Annotated in this window: 17 protein-coding genes; 7 read left to right on the top strand and 10 right to left on the bottom strand. The window is 72.6% G+C overall.

The features are described from left to right. Positions 1–251 precede the first annotated feature (251 nt). Positions 252–677 (top strand): hypothetical protein, encoded by a 426-nt coding sequence (locus ACWGE1_RS35215; RefSeq protein WP_453424533.1) that lies wholly within the window; start codon positions 252–254, stop codon positions 675–677. A gap of 112 nt (positions 678–789) precedes the next feature. Here ACWGE1_RS35215 and ACWGE1_RS35210 read toward each other — a convergent pair whose 3' ends face one another. Then, positions 790–2,166 (bottom strand): chloride channel protein, encoded by a 1,377-nt coding sequence (locus ACWGE1_RS35210; protein ID WP_453424532.1) that lies wholly within the window; start codon positions 2,164–2,166, stop codon positions 790–792. A gap of 55 nt (positions 2,167–2,221) precedes the next feature. After that, positions 2,222–2,770 carry a potassium channel family protein gene (locus ACWGE1_RS35205; RefSeq protein ID WP_453424531.1) on the bottom strand — a complete coding sequence of 183 codons (549 nt, stop codon included), beginning with the start codon at positions 2,768–2,770 and terminating at the stop codon, positions 2,222–2,224. Positions 2,771–2,931: 161 nt separating this feature from the next. Here ACWGE1_RS35205 and ACWGE1_RS35200 point away from each other — a divergent pair, with 161 nt between their 5' ends. Together ACWGE1_RS35200 and ACWGE1_RS35195 are read left to right on the top strand one after the other, a co-directional pair. Next, positions 2,932–3,417, top strand: a complete 486-nt coding sequence (locus tag ACWGE1_RS35200) for a MarR family winged helix-turn-helix transcriptional regulator (RefSeq protein WP_453424530.1) — start codon at positions 2,932–2,934, stop codon at positions 3,415–3,417. 189 nt (positions 3,418–3,606) lie between these two features. Further along, the gene (locus ACWGE1_RS35195) at positions 3,607–5,010 is read left to right on the top strand and encodes an MFS transporter (protein WP_453424534.1); all 1,404 of its coding nucleotides are present in this window, start codon (positions 3,607–3,609) and stop codon (positions 5,008–5,010) included. 27 nt (positions 5,011–5,037) lie between these two features. Here ACWGE1_RS35195 and ACWGE1_RS35190 read toward each other — a convergent pair whose 3' ends face one another. Continuing rightward, positions 5,038–5,499, bottom strand: coding sequence for a MarR family winged helix-turn-helix transcriptional regulator (locus tag ACWGE1_RS35190; RefSeq protein ID WP_453424529.1), 462 nt, complete (start codon positions 5,497–5,499; stop codon positions 5,038–5,040). A 28-nt stretch (positions 5,500–5,527) separates the two neighbouring features. After that, positions 5,528–6,400 carry an NAD(P)H-binding protein gene (locus tag ACWGE1_RS35185; protein WP_453424528.1) on the bottom strand — a complete coding sequence of 291 codons (873 nt, stop codon included), beginning with the start codon at positions 6,398–6,400 and terminating at the stop codon, positions 5,528–5,530. Positions 6,401–6,499: 99 nt separating this feature from the next. Between ACWGE1_RS35185 and ACWGE1_RS35180 the strand changes: the two genes are divergently transcribed. After that, complete coding sequence (locus tag ACWGE1_RS35180) at positions 6,500–6,970, top strand: MarR family winged helix-turn-helix transcriptional regulator (RefSeq protein WP_453424527.1); 471 nt, start codon at positions 6,500–6,502, stop codon at positions 6,968–6,970. A gap of 89 nt (positions 6,971–7,059) precedes the next feature. On the opposite strand, the gene ACWGE1_RS35175 is transcribed toward ACWGE1_RS35180, so the two are convergent. After that, complete coding sequence (locus ACWGE1_RS35175; protein WP_453424526.1) at positions 7,060–8,895, bottom strand: galactose oxidase-like domain-containing protein; 1,836 nt, start codon at positions 8,893–8,895, stop codon at positions 7,060–7,062. 406 nt (positions 8,896–9,301) lie between these two features. Between ACWGE1_RS35175 and ACWGE1_RS35170 the strand changes: the two genes are divergently transcribed. The 3 genes from ACWGE1_RS35170 to ACWGE1_RS35160 are packed head-to-tail and all read left to right on the top strand — an operon-like array spanning position 9,302 to position 10,804. Beyond that, positions 9,302–9,712: a VOC family protein gene (locus ACWGE1_RS35170; protein WP_453424525.1), complete on the top strand. Its 411-nt coding sequence runs from the start codon at positions 9,302–9,304 to the stop codon at positions 9,710–9,712. A gap of 34 nt (positions 9,713–9,746) precedes the next feature. Continuing rightward, the gene (locus ACWGE1_RS35165) at positions 9,747–10,175 is read left to right on the top strand and encodes a helix-turn-helix transcriptional regulator (RefSeq protein WP_453424524.1); all 429 of its coding nucleotides are present in this window, start codon (positions 9,747–9,749) and stop codon (positions 10,173–10,175) included. 5 nt (positions 10,176–10,180) lie between these two features. Continuing rightward, positions 10,181–10,804 carry a glyoxalase gene (locus ACWGE1_RS35160; RefSeq protein ID WP_453424523.1) on the top strand — a complete coding sequence of 208 codons (624 nt, stop codon included), beginning with the start codon at positions 10,181–10,183 and terminating at the stop codon, positions 10,802–10,804. Between the two features lie 167 nt (positions 10,805–10,971). On the opposite strand, the gene ACWGE1_RS35155 is transcribed toward ACWGE1_RS35160, so the two are convergent. From ACWGE1_RS35155 to ACWGE1_RS35135, 5 genes are all read right to left on the bottom strand, one after another. After that, entirely contained in the window at positions 10,972–11,172 is a 201-nt protein-coding gene (locus tag ACWGE1_RS35155) for a hypothetical protein (protein WP_453424522.1), read from the bottom strand. 141 nt (positions 11,173–11,313) lie between these two features. Then, a complete protein-coding gene (locus ACWGE1_RS35150) occupies positions 11,314–11,694 on the bottom strand; it encodes a MerR family transcriptional regulator (protein WP_453424521.1) in 381 nt (126 codons plus the stop codon). Between the two features lie 254 nt (positions 11,695–11,948). After that, positions 11,949–12,260: an SCO5918 family protein gene (locus ACWGE1_RS35145; protein WP_453424520.1), complete on the bottom strand. Its 312-nt coding sequence runs from the start codon at positions 12,258–12,260 to the stop codon at positions 11,949–11,951. 49 nt (positions 12,261–12,309) lie between these two features. Beyond that, positions 12,310–12,720, bottom strand: a complete 411-nt coding sequence (locus tag ACWGE1_RS35140) for a CBS domain-containing protein (protein WP_453424519.1) — start codon at positions 12,718–12,720, stop codon at positions 12,310–12,312. A gap of 46 nt (positions 12,721–12,766) precedes the next feature. Continuing rightward, positions 12,767–13,510: helicase-related protein (locus ACWGE1_RS35135; RefSeq protein ID WP_453424518.1), on the bottom strand; the 744-nt coding region annotated here is incomplete at its 5' end.

Below are 13,510 nucleotides of genomic sequence, written 5' to 3'. Positions count from 1 at the left end.
GGGCCGGGTCCGGCCCGCCACCGGGGCGTGCCGGGCCACCCGGGACACGGGCGTGGGGGGGGCCCGCCCGCGGGGGCGCGGGGGGGGGGGCCGGGGGGGGCGGCGGACCCACCCCTCACGTGTGCCCCGGCCGCCCGGGCGGGGTGACGGAACGGAGCAGTGCGGATGCGGAGTGTCCCGGTATCTGCATATTTTGTCGGGTGTACCGGAAGATCCCGTACTGCCGGTCCGTCCGATTGAGGAAGGTCCCCATGAAGCGTTTCCCGGTGATCGGTGTGCTCTGCGTCGGCGCGATCCTCGCTCTCTCCGCGTGCTCCGACGACAGCTCGCCCGCGGAGGAGGCCACCGAGGCCGCCGCGGACCTCTGCACCGACCTGACCGCGCTCAAGGCCGACAACGCCAAGCTGAAGGCCCTGAACCCCGCCAACGCGACCAAGGACCAGGTCAAGGAGGCCTACGAGGCCGTCCAGAAGGACTGGGAAGGGGTCAAGGAGAACGCGGCCCAGCTGAAGGACGCGGAGCGCGCCGCCGTCCAGTCCGCCGCCGAGGACCTCAAGAAGAGCTACCAGGACCTGCCGGGGGACACGACCGGCAAGGACGCGCGCACCCAGTTGCAGCCGCAGATCGAGAACCTGGACCAGGCCGCCACGGCCGCCTCCACCGGCCTGCGCTGCTGACGGGCCGGCCGCCGTTCCACCGCCGCGCCACCCTCGCTCCACCCCCGCGCCCGTATCCGTACGGAGGACCCCGCCCGGCTCCCCGGGCGGGGTCCTCGCCGTAGGCCGGCGGCTACTTCGCCGCGGGCGCCGCCCGTACGGCCGGTACGGCGGGCAGCTCGGGAACCGGGGGCCCCACGGGCAGCAGCTCGGTGACCACGAAGGCGACCACGGCCGCCAGGATCACGACCGGCATCATCGCGGTGCCGCCCAGCATCAGGACCACCATCACCACGCTGCTCACCGGCAGCCGCAGCACGCTGGCCGCGGTCGCCGCCATGCCCGCTCCCATCGCGGGCACGATGCCGAGACCGGGCAGCGGACCGAGCAGGACGCCCGCCACGGCGCCGAGGCACAGCGCGGGGAAGATGGGGCCGCCCCGCAGGCTGCCGAGGCAGATGGCGTAGCCGGCGCCCTTGAAGACGAGCACGCCGATCAGCGCGCCCACGCCCCAGGCGTGCGGGTCGGCGGCCAGCGTGCCGATCGTCGACTGGCCCGACCCGGTGACGTCGGCGGGCGAGCGGCCGGTGAGGAGGGCGTAGAGGGAGGCACAGGCCGCAGCGGCCAGGGCGCACAGCACGGTCCGCAGGACCGGCCGTGCGAGGACCCAGGCGGCCACCAGCCGGGCTCCGGTCAGCACGGGGTGCAGGGCGGCGGCGAGGGCCGCGGCGATGACCACCGCCCAGAGCACGTCGGGCACGTCCAGGTGGGGCACGGGGATGCCCAGATCGAGCTTCAGGCTGCCGGTCGGCAGCCCGGTCCAGCGTCCGAGACCCGTGAAGACCAGGTCACCGACCCCGGCGGACAGCAGGGACGGCAGCATCACCGCGAACAGCTGCGGTCCGCCCACGCCCGCCACTTCGATCAGCAGCACCGCGGCGATCAGCGGATTGCCGAAGATGGTGGAGACGGCCGCCGCGGCACCCGCCGCGCCCACGAGCGCGGTGCTCGTCGGGGTCACCGGTGCCTGCGCGAGGTTGCGGAACAGCAGGGCCAGCCCGCCGCCGAGGGCGATCAGCGGGGCCTCCGGTCCCAGCACCGCGCCGAGCGGCAGACTGGCCACGGCCGCGATCACGACCCCGGGCAGGGCCTTCTCCGAGGTCCCGCCGGTGTGCAGGCCTCCCGCCGGGAGGTGGCCGCCGTTGCCGCGCATGTGCGTGACGACCGGGCCGACCACGAGGCCGGCGACGAGCAGCAGCGGGAGCGGCCACCACCAGGGCGGGGCGTCCCAGCCCAGGGCCTCGGGAAGGTCCGCCCACAGCGCGCGTTCCATCTTGTGCAGCCCGGCGAGGAACCAGAACGACGCGAGGGACACCGGGATGCTGATGACGGCGCAGAAGCACAGCAGCTTGAGGTATCCGGGGCTGCGCAGCGTCTGCCTCAGGACGTCGGCCTCCTGCGGCTGCGTTCCGCCGGGTGGCGGTTCGGGGCGCGGGCGCGACTGCGGCATGGCTCACTTCCTTTCCGCTCCCTCGATGGTCCACCCGGGGGGCGTACTTCGCCGCTCAGAGCTCGTCGTCCGGGTCGGGGGGCGCCGAACTGCGCTTGTGCATGGCGACTTTGACCGCGCCGAAGAGGGCTTTGGCGATCACACCCACGACGATCAGGTCGGCGACCATCTGGATGGTGGTCAGGACCCGGCTGCCCTGGGTGGTGGGCACGATGTCGCCGAACCCCACGGTGGCGAACACCGTGACGGTGAAGTACAGGGCGTCCGTGCGGCTCAGGGGCTCGGAAAAGGTCGTGGGGCTCTGGCTCGAGAGCAGGAAGTACGTCGCGGAGAACAGCATCAGGAACAGCGGTACGGCGGTGGTCACCGCTTCCAGGGCGCGCATGCGTGGGTAGGGGGCACGGGCGATGGAGGCGACCTGCCAGACCGTCAGCAGTCCGAAGAACACCAGGCCGACCAGGAGCGTCACGATGGTGGAGACGCCGAACCCGCCGTCCAAGGGCGCCACGTAGTACAGCACCGTGAGCAGGGTGGCCGAGAGCAGCGAGCGCAGCAGGTGACCCAGCAGGACGCGTCGGCGCTGTCCGACCGCGTTGTGTTCCATGGCTTCAGGAGAACGGGCCGGGGCGGATCGCGCGACCGGAGCGGGTGCCGGCATGTGCCGGCATGCGGACCGGCGGTGTCCTGCATCGAGGAATGCCCCGGGCCTCGATGGTCCGGTTGTCGATAATCCGCGACGGATCGATTCTCGTTACCCTGGCAGGCATGACGGCCATGGCACCCACGCGCACCGAACCGGACCTGTCCTTCCTCCTGGACCACACCAGTCACGTGCTGCGGACGCAGATGAGCGCACGGCTCGGCGCGATCGGGCTCACCCCGCGGATGCACTGCGTGCTCGTCCACGCCCTGGAGGGGGAGCGCACCCAGGCGCAGCTGGCCGAGATCGGCGACATGGACAAGACCACGATGGTGGTGACGGTCGATGCGCTGGAGAAGGCCGGTCTCGCCGAGCGCAGGCCGTCCAGCACCGACCGGCGGGCACGGGTCATCGCGGTGACCGAGGAGGGGGCGAAGGTCGCGCAGGAGAGCCAGAAGATCGTCGACCAGGTCCACGGGAGCGCGCTCGGCGCCCTGCCCGAGGAGGAGCGCGCGGTGCTGCTCCGGGCGTTGAACCGGCTGGTCACCGGGCATCTGGAGACGCCCGTGGAGGGCTCGCGACCGGCCCGGCGGGCGCGTCAGAAGGGGTAGCCCGGGGCGCGTACGGCCGCCCGCCGCACGATTGGATCCGTAAAAGATAGTCTGCAACAAAACTATCTGTTACGGTCCTTCCTGTTGCCTCCAACGACAGGAGAGACCGCCGTGCGCACCGCCGCCCCCTCCCTTTCCCCGTCCCCCTCACGCTCCCGCCGGCTCGCCCTGGGTGTCCTGGCCACCGGGATGCTGATGACGGTCCTCGACGGCAGCATCGTGACCGTCGCGATGCCGGCCATCCAGGGCGATCTCGGGTTCACCCCGGTCGGCCTGAGCTGGGTCGTCAACGCCTACCTCATCGCCTTCGGATCGCTGCTCCTGCTCGCCGGCCGCCTCGGTGACCTGATCGGCCGCAGACGGATGTTCCTCGCGGGCACCGCGGTGTTCACCGCAGCCTCGCTGCTGGCCGGTCTCGCCACCTCGCCCGAGGTCCTCATCGCGGCGCGCTTCCTGCAGGGCGCCGGCAGCGCGATGGCCTCCGCCGTCAGTCTCGGCATCCTCGTCACGCTCTTCACCGAGCCGCGCGAACGGGCCGGAGCCATCGGGGTGTTCAGCTTCACCGGAGCCGCCGGCGCCTCGATCGGACAGGTCCTCGGCGGTGTCCTCACCGACGCGCTCACCTGGAACTGGATCTTCTTCATCAATCTGCCCATCGGCATCGCGGTGCTCCTCGCCGCCCTCCCGGCCCTACCGGGAGACCGGGGCCTCGGCCTGAAGGCCGGCGCGGACACCCTGGGCGCGCTCCTCGTCACCTCCGGCCTGATGCTCGGCATCTACACCGTCGTCAAGATCGAGGCGTACGGGGCCGCTTCGGCCCACACCCTCGGCTTCGGCGCCCTCGCGCTCGCCCTGCTCGCCGGCTTCCTCGTGCGCCAGGCCACGGCACGCACCCCGCTCATGCCGCTGCGCATCTTCCGCTCGCGCAGTGTCCTCGGCGCCAACCTGGTCCAGATGCTGATGGTCGCCGCGCTCTTCTCGTTCCAGATCCTCGTCGCGCTCTACATGCAGAACGTGCTCGGGTACGGCGCCGCCGAGACCGGTCTCGCGATGCTGCCGGCCGCGGCCGTCATCGGAGTCGTCTCCCTCACCGTCTCGGCCCGGCTGGTCTCCCGCTTCGGCGAGCGCAGGGTCCTGTCGGCCGGTCTGGTCCTCCTGGTCGGCGTACTCGGCCTGCTGACGCGCGTACCCGCCCAGGCCGACCGGGCGGACTACCTCACCGACCTGCTCCCGGTGATGCTCCTCGCGGCCGGATTCGGCCTCGCCCTGCCCGCCCTGACCTCACTGGGCATGTCCGGTGCGAAGGAGGCGGACGCGGGTCTGGCCTCCGGCCTCTTCAACACCACCCAGCAGATCGGCATGGCCCTCGGCGTCGCGGTCCTCTCCACCCTGGCGGCCGCCCGCACCGAGTCCCTCACCGCGGCGGGCCGCCCCGTCCCCGAGGCCCTGACCGGCGGCTACCAGCTGGCCTTCGCGGTCGGCGCCGCCCTGATCCTGGCCGCCCTGGCCATCGCCCTCACGGTCCTGCGCACCCCGAAGGACGCGCCGCGGACGGCGGCCGGCGAGCGGGAGGCCCGGCTCGTCGGCCTGTGACACCACGGTCCTCGCCGCCGGGGCGCCTCACCGCCCCGGCCCGGCCTCCAGGTTGCGCGTCATGCGCTCCAGAACGCCGACGGCGGTGAGGTACTCCTCGCGCGTGATCCCCCGGGCCGACAGCTCGCGGAAGGCGTCCATGCGGCGGGCGACCCCGGCGAGGCGGACGCGGCCGTCGTCGGTGAGGGCGAGGTGGCCCGGCCGTGGGCGGGTCACCCAGCCGCCGGTGAGGAGCGATGCGACGGTCGCGGTCAGCGTCGCGGTGTCGGCGCCTGCCGCCAGGGCGGTCAGGACGGCGGTGTCGGTGGCCCGCGGGTCGTCCCTCACGACGTTGAGGGCCTGCCAGCCGAGCCGGGTGAGGCCGAAGCCGGCCAGCGCGGAGTTCATGGATGAGGTCAGGGCCCGGTCGGTGCGGTTGAGCCAGTACCCGATGGGCTTCCTGCCCTGCGTCATGTCCTGGTTCCTGTGCCGGTTGCTGTCCTGTCGCATGTGCGGTCTCCTCCGGAGGGTCGGCGGGTCAGTGGCGGGTGAAGGCGTGCGCGTTCTCGCGGGCCCACTGCCGATAGGTGCGGGCGGGTGCGCCGAGGAGGGTTTCGGTGGTCTCGCCGATGGCCGCGGGGCCGTGACCGGCGGCCTCCCACAGGTCGAGCAGCGAGGAGACCATCGGGGCGGGCATGTGCAGGCCCATCTGCTGCTCCGCCTCGGCGCGGGTGATGTGCGCGACCGGGATCGCGCGGCCGAGGGTCTCGGAGAGGACGCCGAGCTGCTCGCGGAAGGAGAGCGACTCGGAGCCGGTCAGGGTGAGCGAGCGACCGGTGAGCGGGCCGCCGGCCAGGGCGCCGCCGGTGGCGCGGCCGCCGGTCAGGGCCTCCACGGCGATGTCGGCGATGTCCTCGGGGTGGATGGGGGCGATCTGCGCGTCCGGGTACGCGAGCTGCACCGGCATCGACCGGCCGATGGACCCGGACCAGCCCAGGGAGTTGCTGGCGAAGGCGTCCGGGCGCAGGAACGTACGGGTGAGACCGGAGCCTGCCAGGGCGCGCTCGACCTGGAGGCTGTGGCGGGCGAGCGGGTCGTTCGCGGCGCCGGGGGCGAGCACCGAGGACGAGGACAGCAGGACGACGTGCTCGACCCCGGCGGCCCCGGCGGCCTCGATCAGGTCGTGGATGCCGGCCGGCTGGGGATAGAGGAATACCTGGCGGACGCCGCGGAGTGCGGCGGCGAAGGTCCCGGGCCGGTCGAGGACGAGCTCGGCGGTCCCGACGCCCGCGGGGACGGCCAGTTCGGCGGGGCGGGCGCTGGCGGCGCGGACGGGGAGACCGGCGTGGTGCAGGCGGTCGACGACCGTCCGGCCGATCTGGCCGCGCGCGCCGGTGATGAGGATGGTCACGAGAGCTCCGTTCGTTCGTGGTTACATATGCATGCTTGCATGCACACGTTTTCACGTCAACACATGCCTGCGTGAGCTCACGTATGTACGATGAGGGGCATGACGAAGCACGAGCCGGCGACCGACGAGGAACTGCTGGACGCCGTGGGCCCGGCGTTCGGGAAGCTGCGGCGCACCTCGCTCCTGGAGGTCGAGAACCCGATCTCCCAGAAGGACCTCAGCCGCACCCTGGTCCTCAACATCGTCCTGGAGGCCGAGCAGGGCGACGGCCGCGAGATCACCGTCGGCGGCGTGGCCGAGCACCTGGGCGTCGACCCCTCGGTGGCCAGCCGCATGGTGTCCGACAGCATCTCCGCCGGATACCTCGTCCGAGCGGCCTCCCAGGCGGACGGCCGCCGCACGATCCTGCACCTCAGCCCCGGGGGCCGGGACATGATGGACCGCTTCCGGCGGCACCAGCGCGCGGCCTTCGAGTACGTGACGGCCGACTGGAGCGAGCGCGAACGCCTCGACTTCGCCCGCCTCATGCTGAAGTACGTCGACTCCCAGAACGCGCTGCGCCACCGCTGACGGCGCGCGGGAAGCACCACAGCCCCGGGCCGATGGCCCGGGGCTGTGGCGTGCGTCGTGCGGTGAGCGGCGGGGGGTGGCCTTGCGGACTACCGGAAGGAGACCCACTTGGCCGCGCTCGGCACTCCGTCCTCGTCCAGCAGGAAGAGCATGTAGTAGCCGGGCGGGACGTCGTTGGCCGAGGGCGGTGCCTGCAGGCGCAGGCTGTTGCCCTGGCGCTTCAGGATGCCCAGTTCCAGGTGGCGCTGGCTCGTGTTGATCGAGTGCGTCGCGGTGGTCGGGGCCAGCAGGACGGCCTTCTTGACCTTGTCGGGCGTGGAGGTCCCCACGTTGAAGGCGGTGTTGTACCGCAGCGGCCCGTCGGGGGCGCGGTCGAGAGCCGGGCGGCTGCCCCGGTGGAGGTAGGACGGCTCGAAGATCTCGATGCTGCCGTTCATGTCGTCGTCGATCTTCGGGTCGTTGGCGAGCTGCTGCAGCTCGTCACCGGTGACCATGATCCGGCCGTCCGGGAGGACGACGGCGTTGGAGTGGTAGCCGCGCGGCAGCCGCTGCGCCGGGCCCAGCTTCCACTCGCCCAGCGCGTTGCGGGTCTCGATCTGCCGGTACTTCAGATCGGACTTGGGGTTGTAGTCGCCGTTGCCGTAGTCCCGGATGCCGAAAGCTCCGTTGACGGACAGCAGGCTGGCGTCCGGGAGCAGCAGGGTGTCGTCCTGCGTACGGCCGAAGGCGCGGGGCTGCTGCTTCTCCCAGGCTCCGCCGCTCGTGAACCGGTAGGTGTTGGGGTCGTCCCGGTCGCCGCCGAGGACCAGGACGGAGTCGGGGCCGCGCAGTCCGGCGGGCAGTGGCACGGCGGAGCCGTAGCCGCGGTGGATGCCGTCGGGGCGCGCGGGCAGGTCCGTACGGGTCTCCGCGACCGGGTCGAAGGCCCACTGCTTGGTGGCGTGGCGGCCCAGGCCGTACACCTTGCCGTCGCGCAGGGTGAACAGGTGCGGGTAGTCGCTGTCGGCGCCGAAGGGCGCGTCCACGCGCAGGGTGTCCGTCGGGACGTCCCGCGGGATCAGGGTCTTCTCGAAGGGCACGGGGTGGCTCTTCGCGGGGAAGCGCTCGACGACGGAGGTGGAGGTGCCCCAGCCCTCGTCGGTGTGGCCGGACATGATCAGCAGGCGGCCGTCGGGGGCGGTGGCCACCGAGGGGTACCAGCGGCCGACCTCCATGTCCTTGTTCACCGACCAGCCCTCGGTCCACGGGTCGAAGACCAGCGACAGCTTGGCGCCCGCCCCGCCCCCGTAACCGAGGTTGCCGCCGAAGACGCCGAGCATGCCGTTGGGCAGGAAGGCGTGCCCGGCGCAGAAGAACGGCGCGGGACGCTTCTCGCCGGTGCCGTCCGGTACGACCAGCTCGGGCGGGGTGACCTTCTTGAAGGCGTCCGGGCCGGTTCCGCGGCGGGGGTCCCACAGGAAGGCGCGGCCCGCGTTGGCCTTGCCCAGGGTGTTGGTCGGAGCCGGCTCCTCGGTCGGGTCGGTCTCCATGCGTTCGAAGGAGAAGAGCAGCACCTTGCCCGTCGGGAGCATGGCGATGTGCGCGGCGAAGTCCGGGGACTGGAAGTACTCGGCGAACTGCCCGAACGCCTTGGGGTGGAAGCGCGCGTTCACGTCGGCCTGGGAGCGGGTCAGCGAGTTCAGGCTGTCGATCCGGGCGAGCTGGGAGTACCCGCCCAACTTGACGAGCTGCTCCCGGACTTTCGTATGCTCCTGCGCGTGTTCGGCGCCGAGGGCGGCTTTCTCCTCGGGGCGGGCCGAACCGTCGTGCGCGGCCGCCGGGACGGCGGTGACCAGGGCGGCGGTGGCCGCGAGGACGGAGAGCGCGGCCCGGCGTGCGGCCAGGTGCGCTGACCGTCGGGCTGACCGGCGCTTGATACGTGACATGTGACTCCTCACCAGGGGTGCTGGAGCGGTGGGTGCCCCATTGCGGGGGCACGGGACGTTTGTGACGCCCACGGACACAGACCTATGCCGACGCGTCGCGCGCCGCACACCGGGAAGATCACCCACACGCCGGGCCGTTGGGGTGACCGCACCGCGCTGAGCTGCGCCGACGGCGGCCCGGCGGCCGCTCACCGGTCCCCCGCCCGGCCGCAGCCCGTGGTGATCACGGGCCGCCCGGACCGGGGCGCCCGGTCCGGGCCGCCGACCTGCCGGGCCCGGACTGCCGGGCGGGACGCGCCGGGCACGGACCTGCCGCGCCGGGCCGTCCGTGCCTCCCTGTTCAGGGGGCTCGAATCGGTCAGGATTCGAGAAGCGCCCCTCGTCCAGGCGCAGTTACCGTGACGGCATGGACATCAGCATTCACATGAGCACCCTCCCGCACGACGACCCGGACGCCGCCGTGGCCTTCTACCGGGACGTCCTCGGCTTCGAGGTCCGCAGCGACGTCGGCCAGGGCAAGATGCGCTGGATCACCGTCGGCCCCGCCGGCCAACCCGGCACGTCCATCCTCCTCGCGCCGCCGGCCGTCGACCCCGGTGTCACCGAGGCCGAGCGCCGCACCATCGCCGAGATGATGGCGAAGGGCACCTACGGCTGGATCCTCCTGGCGACCAAGAACCTCGACAGCACCTTCGAGAAGATCCAGGCCGGCAACGCCGAGGTCGTCCAGGAGCCGACCGAGCAGCCGTACGGCGTCCGCGACTGCGCCTTCCGCGACCCCGCGGGCAACCTGATCCGCATCCAAGAGCTCCGCTGAGCCGGTCGCGCACATCGACGAAGGGGGATCATCCATGTGCCATCCCGCGTGGAGACACGCACTGATCGAGGCGGCGCACCTGCTGGACCTGGCGCGCCTGCGCCGCGTCCGGGACCGGATCGACCGCGAGTACGCGCGCCCGCTGGACGTCGAGGAGCTCGCCCGGGCCGCCGACATGGCGGCCGGTCACCTCGGCCGCCAGTTCCGGCTCGCCTACGGCGCGTCCCCGTACGCCTACCTGACGGCGCGCCGCATCGAGCGCGCGACGGCCCTGCTGCGGGGCGGCGACCTCAGCGTCAGCGAGGTCCGCCGCGCCGTCGGCTGCGCGACGCCGGGCATCTTCACCAGCCGCTTCACCGAGCTGGTCGGCACGCCGCCCGACGCCTACCCGCGCACCGGGCGGCGGCCGGCCGAACCGGTCAGGATTCGAGAAGCATCCGCCCCCGAGCCACAACTAGCGTGATGTTCATGACCTCCACCGAAACCCTCACGCTCGAAGTGGCCGACACCGAGGCCGCCCACCGCTTCTACGCCGCCTTCGGCCTGGACACCCGGGTACGCCTGCGGGCCTCGGACGCGCCGACCACCGGCTTCCGCGGGTTCGCGCTCGCGCTCACCGTCCCCCGGCCGGCCGACGTCGACGCGCTCGTCGGCGCCGCGCTCGACGCCGGAGCCACCCCGCTGAAGCCCGCCTCCAAGTCGTTCTGGGGCTACGGCGGAGTCGTACGGGCCCCGGACGGGACCATCTGGAAGATCGCGACGTCCGCGAAGAAGGACACCGGCCCGGCGACCGGCCGCATCGACGAGGTCGTGCTCCTGCTCGGCGTCGCCGACGTGTCCGCGAGCAAGCGGTTCTACGTCGACCGCGGCCTCGCCGTGGGCAGGAGCTTCGGCAGCAAGTACGTGGAGTTCTCCACCCCGGGGAGCCCCTTCAAGGTGGCGCTGTACGGGCGCCGCGCCCTGGCCAAGGACCTCGGCGTCCCGATCGACGGCACCGGCTCGCACCGCCTCGCGGTCGGCGGCGCGGGCGGCCCGTTCACCGACCCGGACGGGTTCGCGTGGGAGGCCGCGGTACCGGCGCACACGGCCTGATCCACCACCGACCGTGTCGAGCAGGACCGGTGCGATCGTCCGGGTGGGCGTCGCCGCCAGGGACCGAACCCCGAGCAGGACCGGTGCGGGTGCGGGCCACGTGACAGAGCCCGGCCGGGGCGATGGCGACCGGCCGGGCTCCGGGGCGTGAAGGGGTACTGCTCCGGTCAGAAGTTCTCGTCGTGCAGGTCCTCTTCGCGCAGCAGATCGTCCTCGCGCCCGCGCGAGGTCTCCTTGCGGCCCTGCTTCTGTGCCTGCTCGGGGGAGGGCTTGCCCGGCTGGGGGCGGGCGGGGTCCCCGGGGCGCTGGTGCCCCTGTGCCTCACGGCCCTTGCCCGGTTCCTGACGCTTGCCCTGCGTACCGTCCATGACGGCGGCTCCTCTTCGACGGGTGGGTACGGATCCCCCCTCGGAACACGCTGGCACGCGCCACGACGCTCTGCATCACGTCGCCCGCGGGACGCGGCACTCGGGTGATGTCCGTCCGTCCCTGCCGAGCAGGCGGATCCGTCACTCTGCGGCGGGTGTCCCAGGTGCCTCAGGTGTCCCAGGTGCCTTGGATGCCTCGGGTGTCTCCCCGGCGCGGGCGCGGCGGTATTCGGCGTTGATGCGCTGGGCTTCCTCGAGCTGGTCCTCGAGGATGATGATGCGGCAGGCGGCCTCGATGGGGGTGCCCTGGTCGACGAGTTCCCGCGCGCGGGCGGCGATGCGCAATTGGTAGCGGGAGTAGCGGCGGTGACCGCCCTCGGAGCGCAGCGGAGTGATCAGACGGGCCTCTCCGATGGCACGGAGGAAGCCCTGGGTGGTGCCGAGCATGGCGGCGGCCCGGCCCATGGTGTAGGCCGGGTAGTCGTCGTCGTCGAGACGGTCGAACGAGTCGTGTGCTGTCATTGCACCTCTCTGTGGAACGCCGCCCCGAGGGGCTCGGTGCCGGACGTACCGGACCTGCCGGACGGCACCGAGGCTCCCGAAGGACTGCTGCGCCGTCTGCCGACCCTAGTCGTGTGCCGCCCCGCTGTCTGCGCAGACCCCTCCGAACGTCCACCGGTACGCAAGAGGGCCCGACCGGCACGCCGGTCGGGCCCTCTTGCTGTACTCCCGCGGTGTCGCGGGTCGGACGGTCCGTGGGTCGGACGGTCACCGGGTCAGACGGTCACCGGGACGCCGAGCATCGCGGAAGCCTGCTCGAGCGGGCTGAGGGCGCGCGCGGGCGCCGCAGCCCCGGGAGCGTCGTGGCAGGTGAATCCGAGCTGGGTCATCGCCCGGACGACTTCGCCGGCGCTGAAGTCACGCCGGTCCTGGCGGGTGATGACCTGGCCGACCTGCTTGACCGGGTAGGTGCGGCGGCCGATGGTCACCGATTCGCCGGTGATCGGTTCGGGCTTGATGCCCTTCATCGATTCCAGGACGCCGCTCTTGGTGAGGTCGAACGGGAAGCGGGCGATGACGCAGCGCATGATGCCTCACAGGGAGAGGAGGGGAACGGTCCGAGCGGGGTGCGGTGGTTCAGCGGGCCAGGGCCAGGGCGAGGACGCCCGGAGCAGTGCCTTGTCCGTCGGCGACGGGCGGGGCGTCGAGCCGGCGGTGGTGCATCGCGTGCCTGCCTCCGGCCGTGGTGGTGACGGGTGTGGCGAACGGCCCTCGGCCGCCGAGCACGTCGCGCAGCCGGATCCGGTCCGTGTACGCGGCGCTGTCACGGACGGCGGCGAGCCGGTCCGGGGTGACCAGCCCAGTGCACAGGCCGTCCTCGTCGAGGACGAGCAGGTGTGCGGCGCGCGCACTGGCCAGGACGGACAGGGCCACCTCGACGGTCATGTCGTCACAGACCTGCGGGACGGCCGTCCCGACGGCATCGTCCGCTGTCCGGTGCACGGGACTGGCTCCCGCCGAGCGGGGTTGCATGTGGACCAGCGTCACGACGTGCCTCCTGCAGAGGTGGGTCAGCTTCCTGATCACGTGGTTCTCAGGCCGCCGCACGGACGGCGCTCTGCCGTCCGTTCCCGCGCCGGCCCGCCGGAGCGGGACCGCGCCGGCCGCGGGAGGCCGCGCCGCGCCGGGGACGCTCGGACACCGGCGCGGTGATGGTGACGGGGACGCCGGAGGGGGCCTGGGCTCCGGTGATCCGGCTCAGCGCCTCCTCGCCCGAGCGGACCTGGGTGGTCTGGGGCACGATGCCCGCGGCAGCCATGAGCCGGGTCATGTCGCGGCGCTGGTTGGGCGTCACGAGGGTGACGACACTGCCGGACTCGCCCGCGCGGGCGGTGCGCCCACCGCGGTGGAGGTAGTCCTTGTGGTCGGACGGCGGGTCCACGTTGACGACGAGGTCGAGGTTGTCGACGTGGATGCCGCGGGCGGCGACGTTGGTGGCGACCAGCACGGTGACGTGCCCGGTCTTGAACTGGGCGAGGGTGCGGGTGCGCTGGGGCTGCGACTTCCCGCCGTGCAGGGCGGCGGCCCGGACACCGCTGTTCAGCAGGTCCTGGGTCAGCCGGTCCACGGCGTGCTTGGTGTCCAGGAACATCATCACCCGGCCCTCGCGCGCCGCGATCTCCGTCGTCGTCCGGTGCTTGTCGGCGCCGTGGACGTGCAGCACGTGGTGCTCCATCGTGGTGACCGCACCGGCCGAGGGGTCCACCGAGTGCACGACGGGGTCGGTCAGGTAGCGGCGCACCAGCAGGTCGACGTTGCGGTCCAGGGTGGCCGAGAA

This window comes from Streptomyces sp. NPDC054932 (assembly GCF_053610205.1).
The sequence above is the reverse complement of the archived record's forward strand: the minus strand, read 5'-3'. Positions and strand labels throughout refer to the sequence as shown.

Bases quoted from the DNA above. Each gene is read 5' to 3' on its own strand.
- ACWGE1_RS35215 (WP_453424533.1), top strand. From the start codon at position 252: ATGAAGCGTTTCCCGGTGATCGGTGTGCTCTGCGTCGGCGCGATCCTC.
- ACWGE1_RS35210 (WP_453424532.1), bottom strand. From the start codon at position 2,166: ATGCCGCAGTCGCGCCCGCGCCCCGAACCGCCACCCGGCGGAACGCAG.
- ACWGE1_RS35205 (WP_453424531.1), bottom strand. From the start codon at position 2,770: ATGGAACACAACGCGGTCGGACAGCGCCGACGCGTCCTGCTGGGTCAC.
- ACWGE1_RS35200 (WP_453424530.1), top strand. From the start codon at position 2,932: ATGACGGCCATGGCACCCACGCGCACCGAACCGGACCTGTCCTTCCTC.
- ACWGE1_RS35195 (WP_453424534.1), top strand. From the start codon at position 3,607: ATGCTGATGACGGTCCTCGACGGCAGCATCGTGACCGTCGCGATGCCG.
- ACWGE1_RS35190 (WP_453424529.1), bottom strand. From the start codon at position 5,499: ATGCGACAGGACAGCAACCGGCACAGGAACCAGGACATGACGCAGGGC.
- ACWGE1_RS35180 (WP_453424527.1), top strand. From the start codon at position 6,500: ATGACGAAGCACGAGCCGGCGACCGACGAGGAACTGCTGGACGCCGTG.
- ACWGE1_RS35175 (WP_453424526.1), bottom strand. From the start codon at position 8,895: ATGTCACGTATCAAGCGCCGGTCAGCCCGACGGTCAGCGCACCTGGCC.
- ACWGE1_RS35170 (WP_453424525.1), top strand. From the start codon at position 9,302: ATGGACATCAGCATTCACATGAGCACCCTCCCGCACGACGACCCGGAC.
- ACWGE1_RS35165 (WP_453424524.1), top strand. From the start codon at position 9,747: ATGTGCCATCCCGCGTGGAGACACGCACTGATCGAGGCGGCGCACCTG.
- ACWGE1_RS35160 (WP_453424523.1), top strand. From the start codon at position 10,181: ATGACCTCCACCGAAACCCTCACGCTCGAAGTGGCCGACACCGAGGCC.
- ACWGE1_RS35155 (WP_453424522.1), bottom strand. From the start codon at position 11,172: ATGGACGGTACGCAGGGCAAGCGTCAGGAACCGGGCAAGGGCCGTGAG.
- ACWGE1_RS35150 (WP_453424521.1), bottom strand. From the start codon at position 11,694: ATGACAGCACACGACTCGTTCGACCGTCTCGACGACGACGACTACCCG.
- ACWGE1_RS35145 (WP_453424520.1), bottom strand. From the start codon at position 12,260: ATGCGCTGCGTCATCGCCCGCTTCCCGTTCGACCTCACCAAGAGCGGC.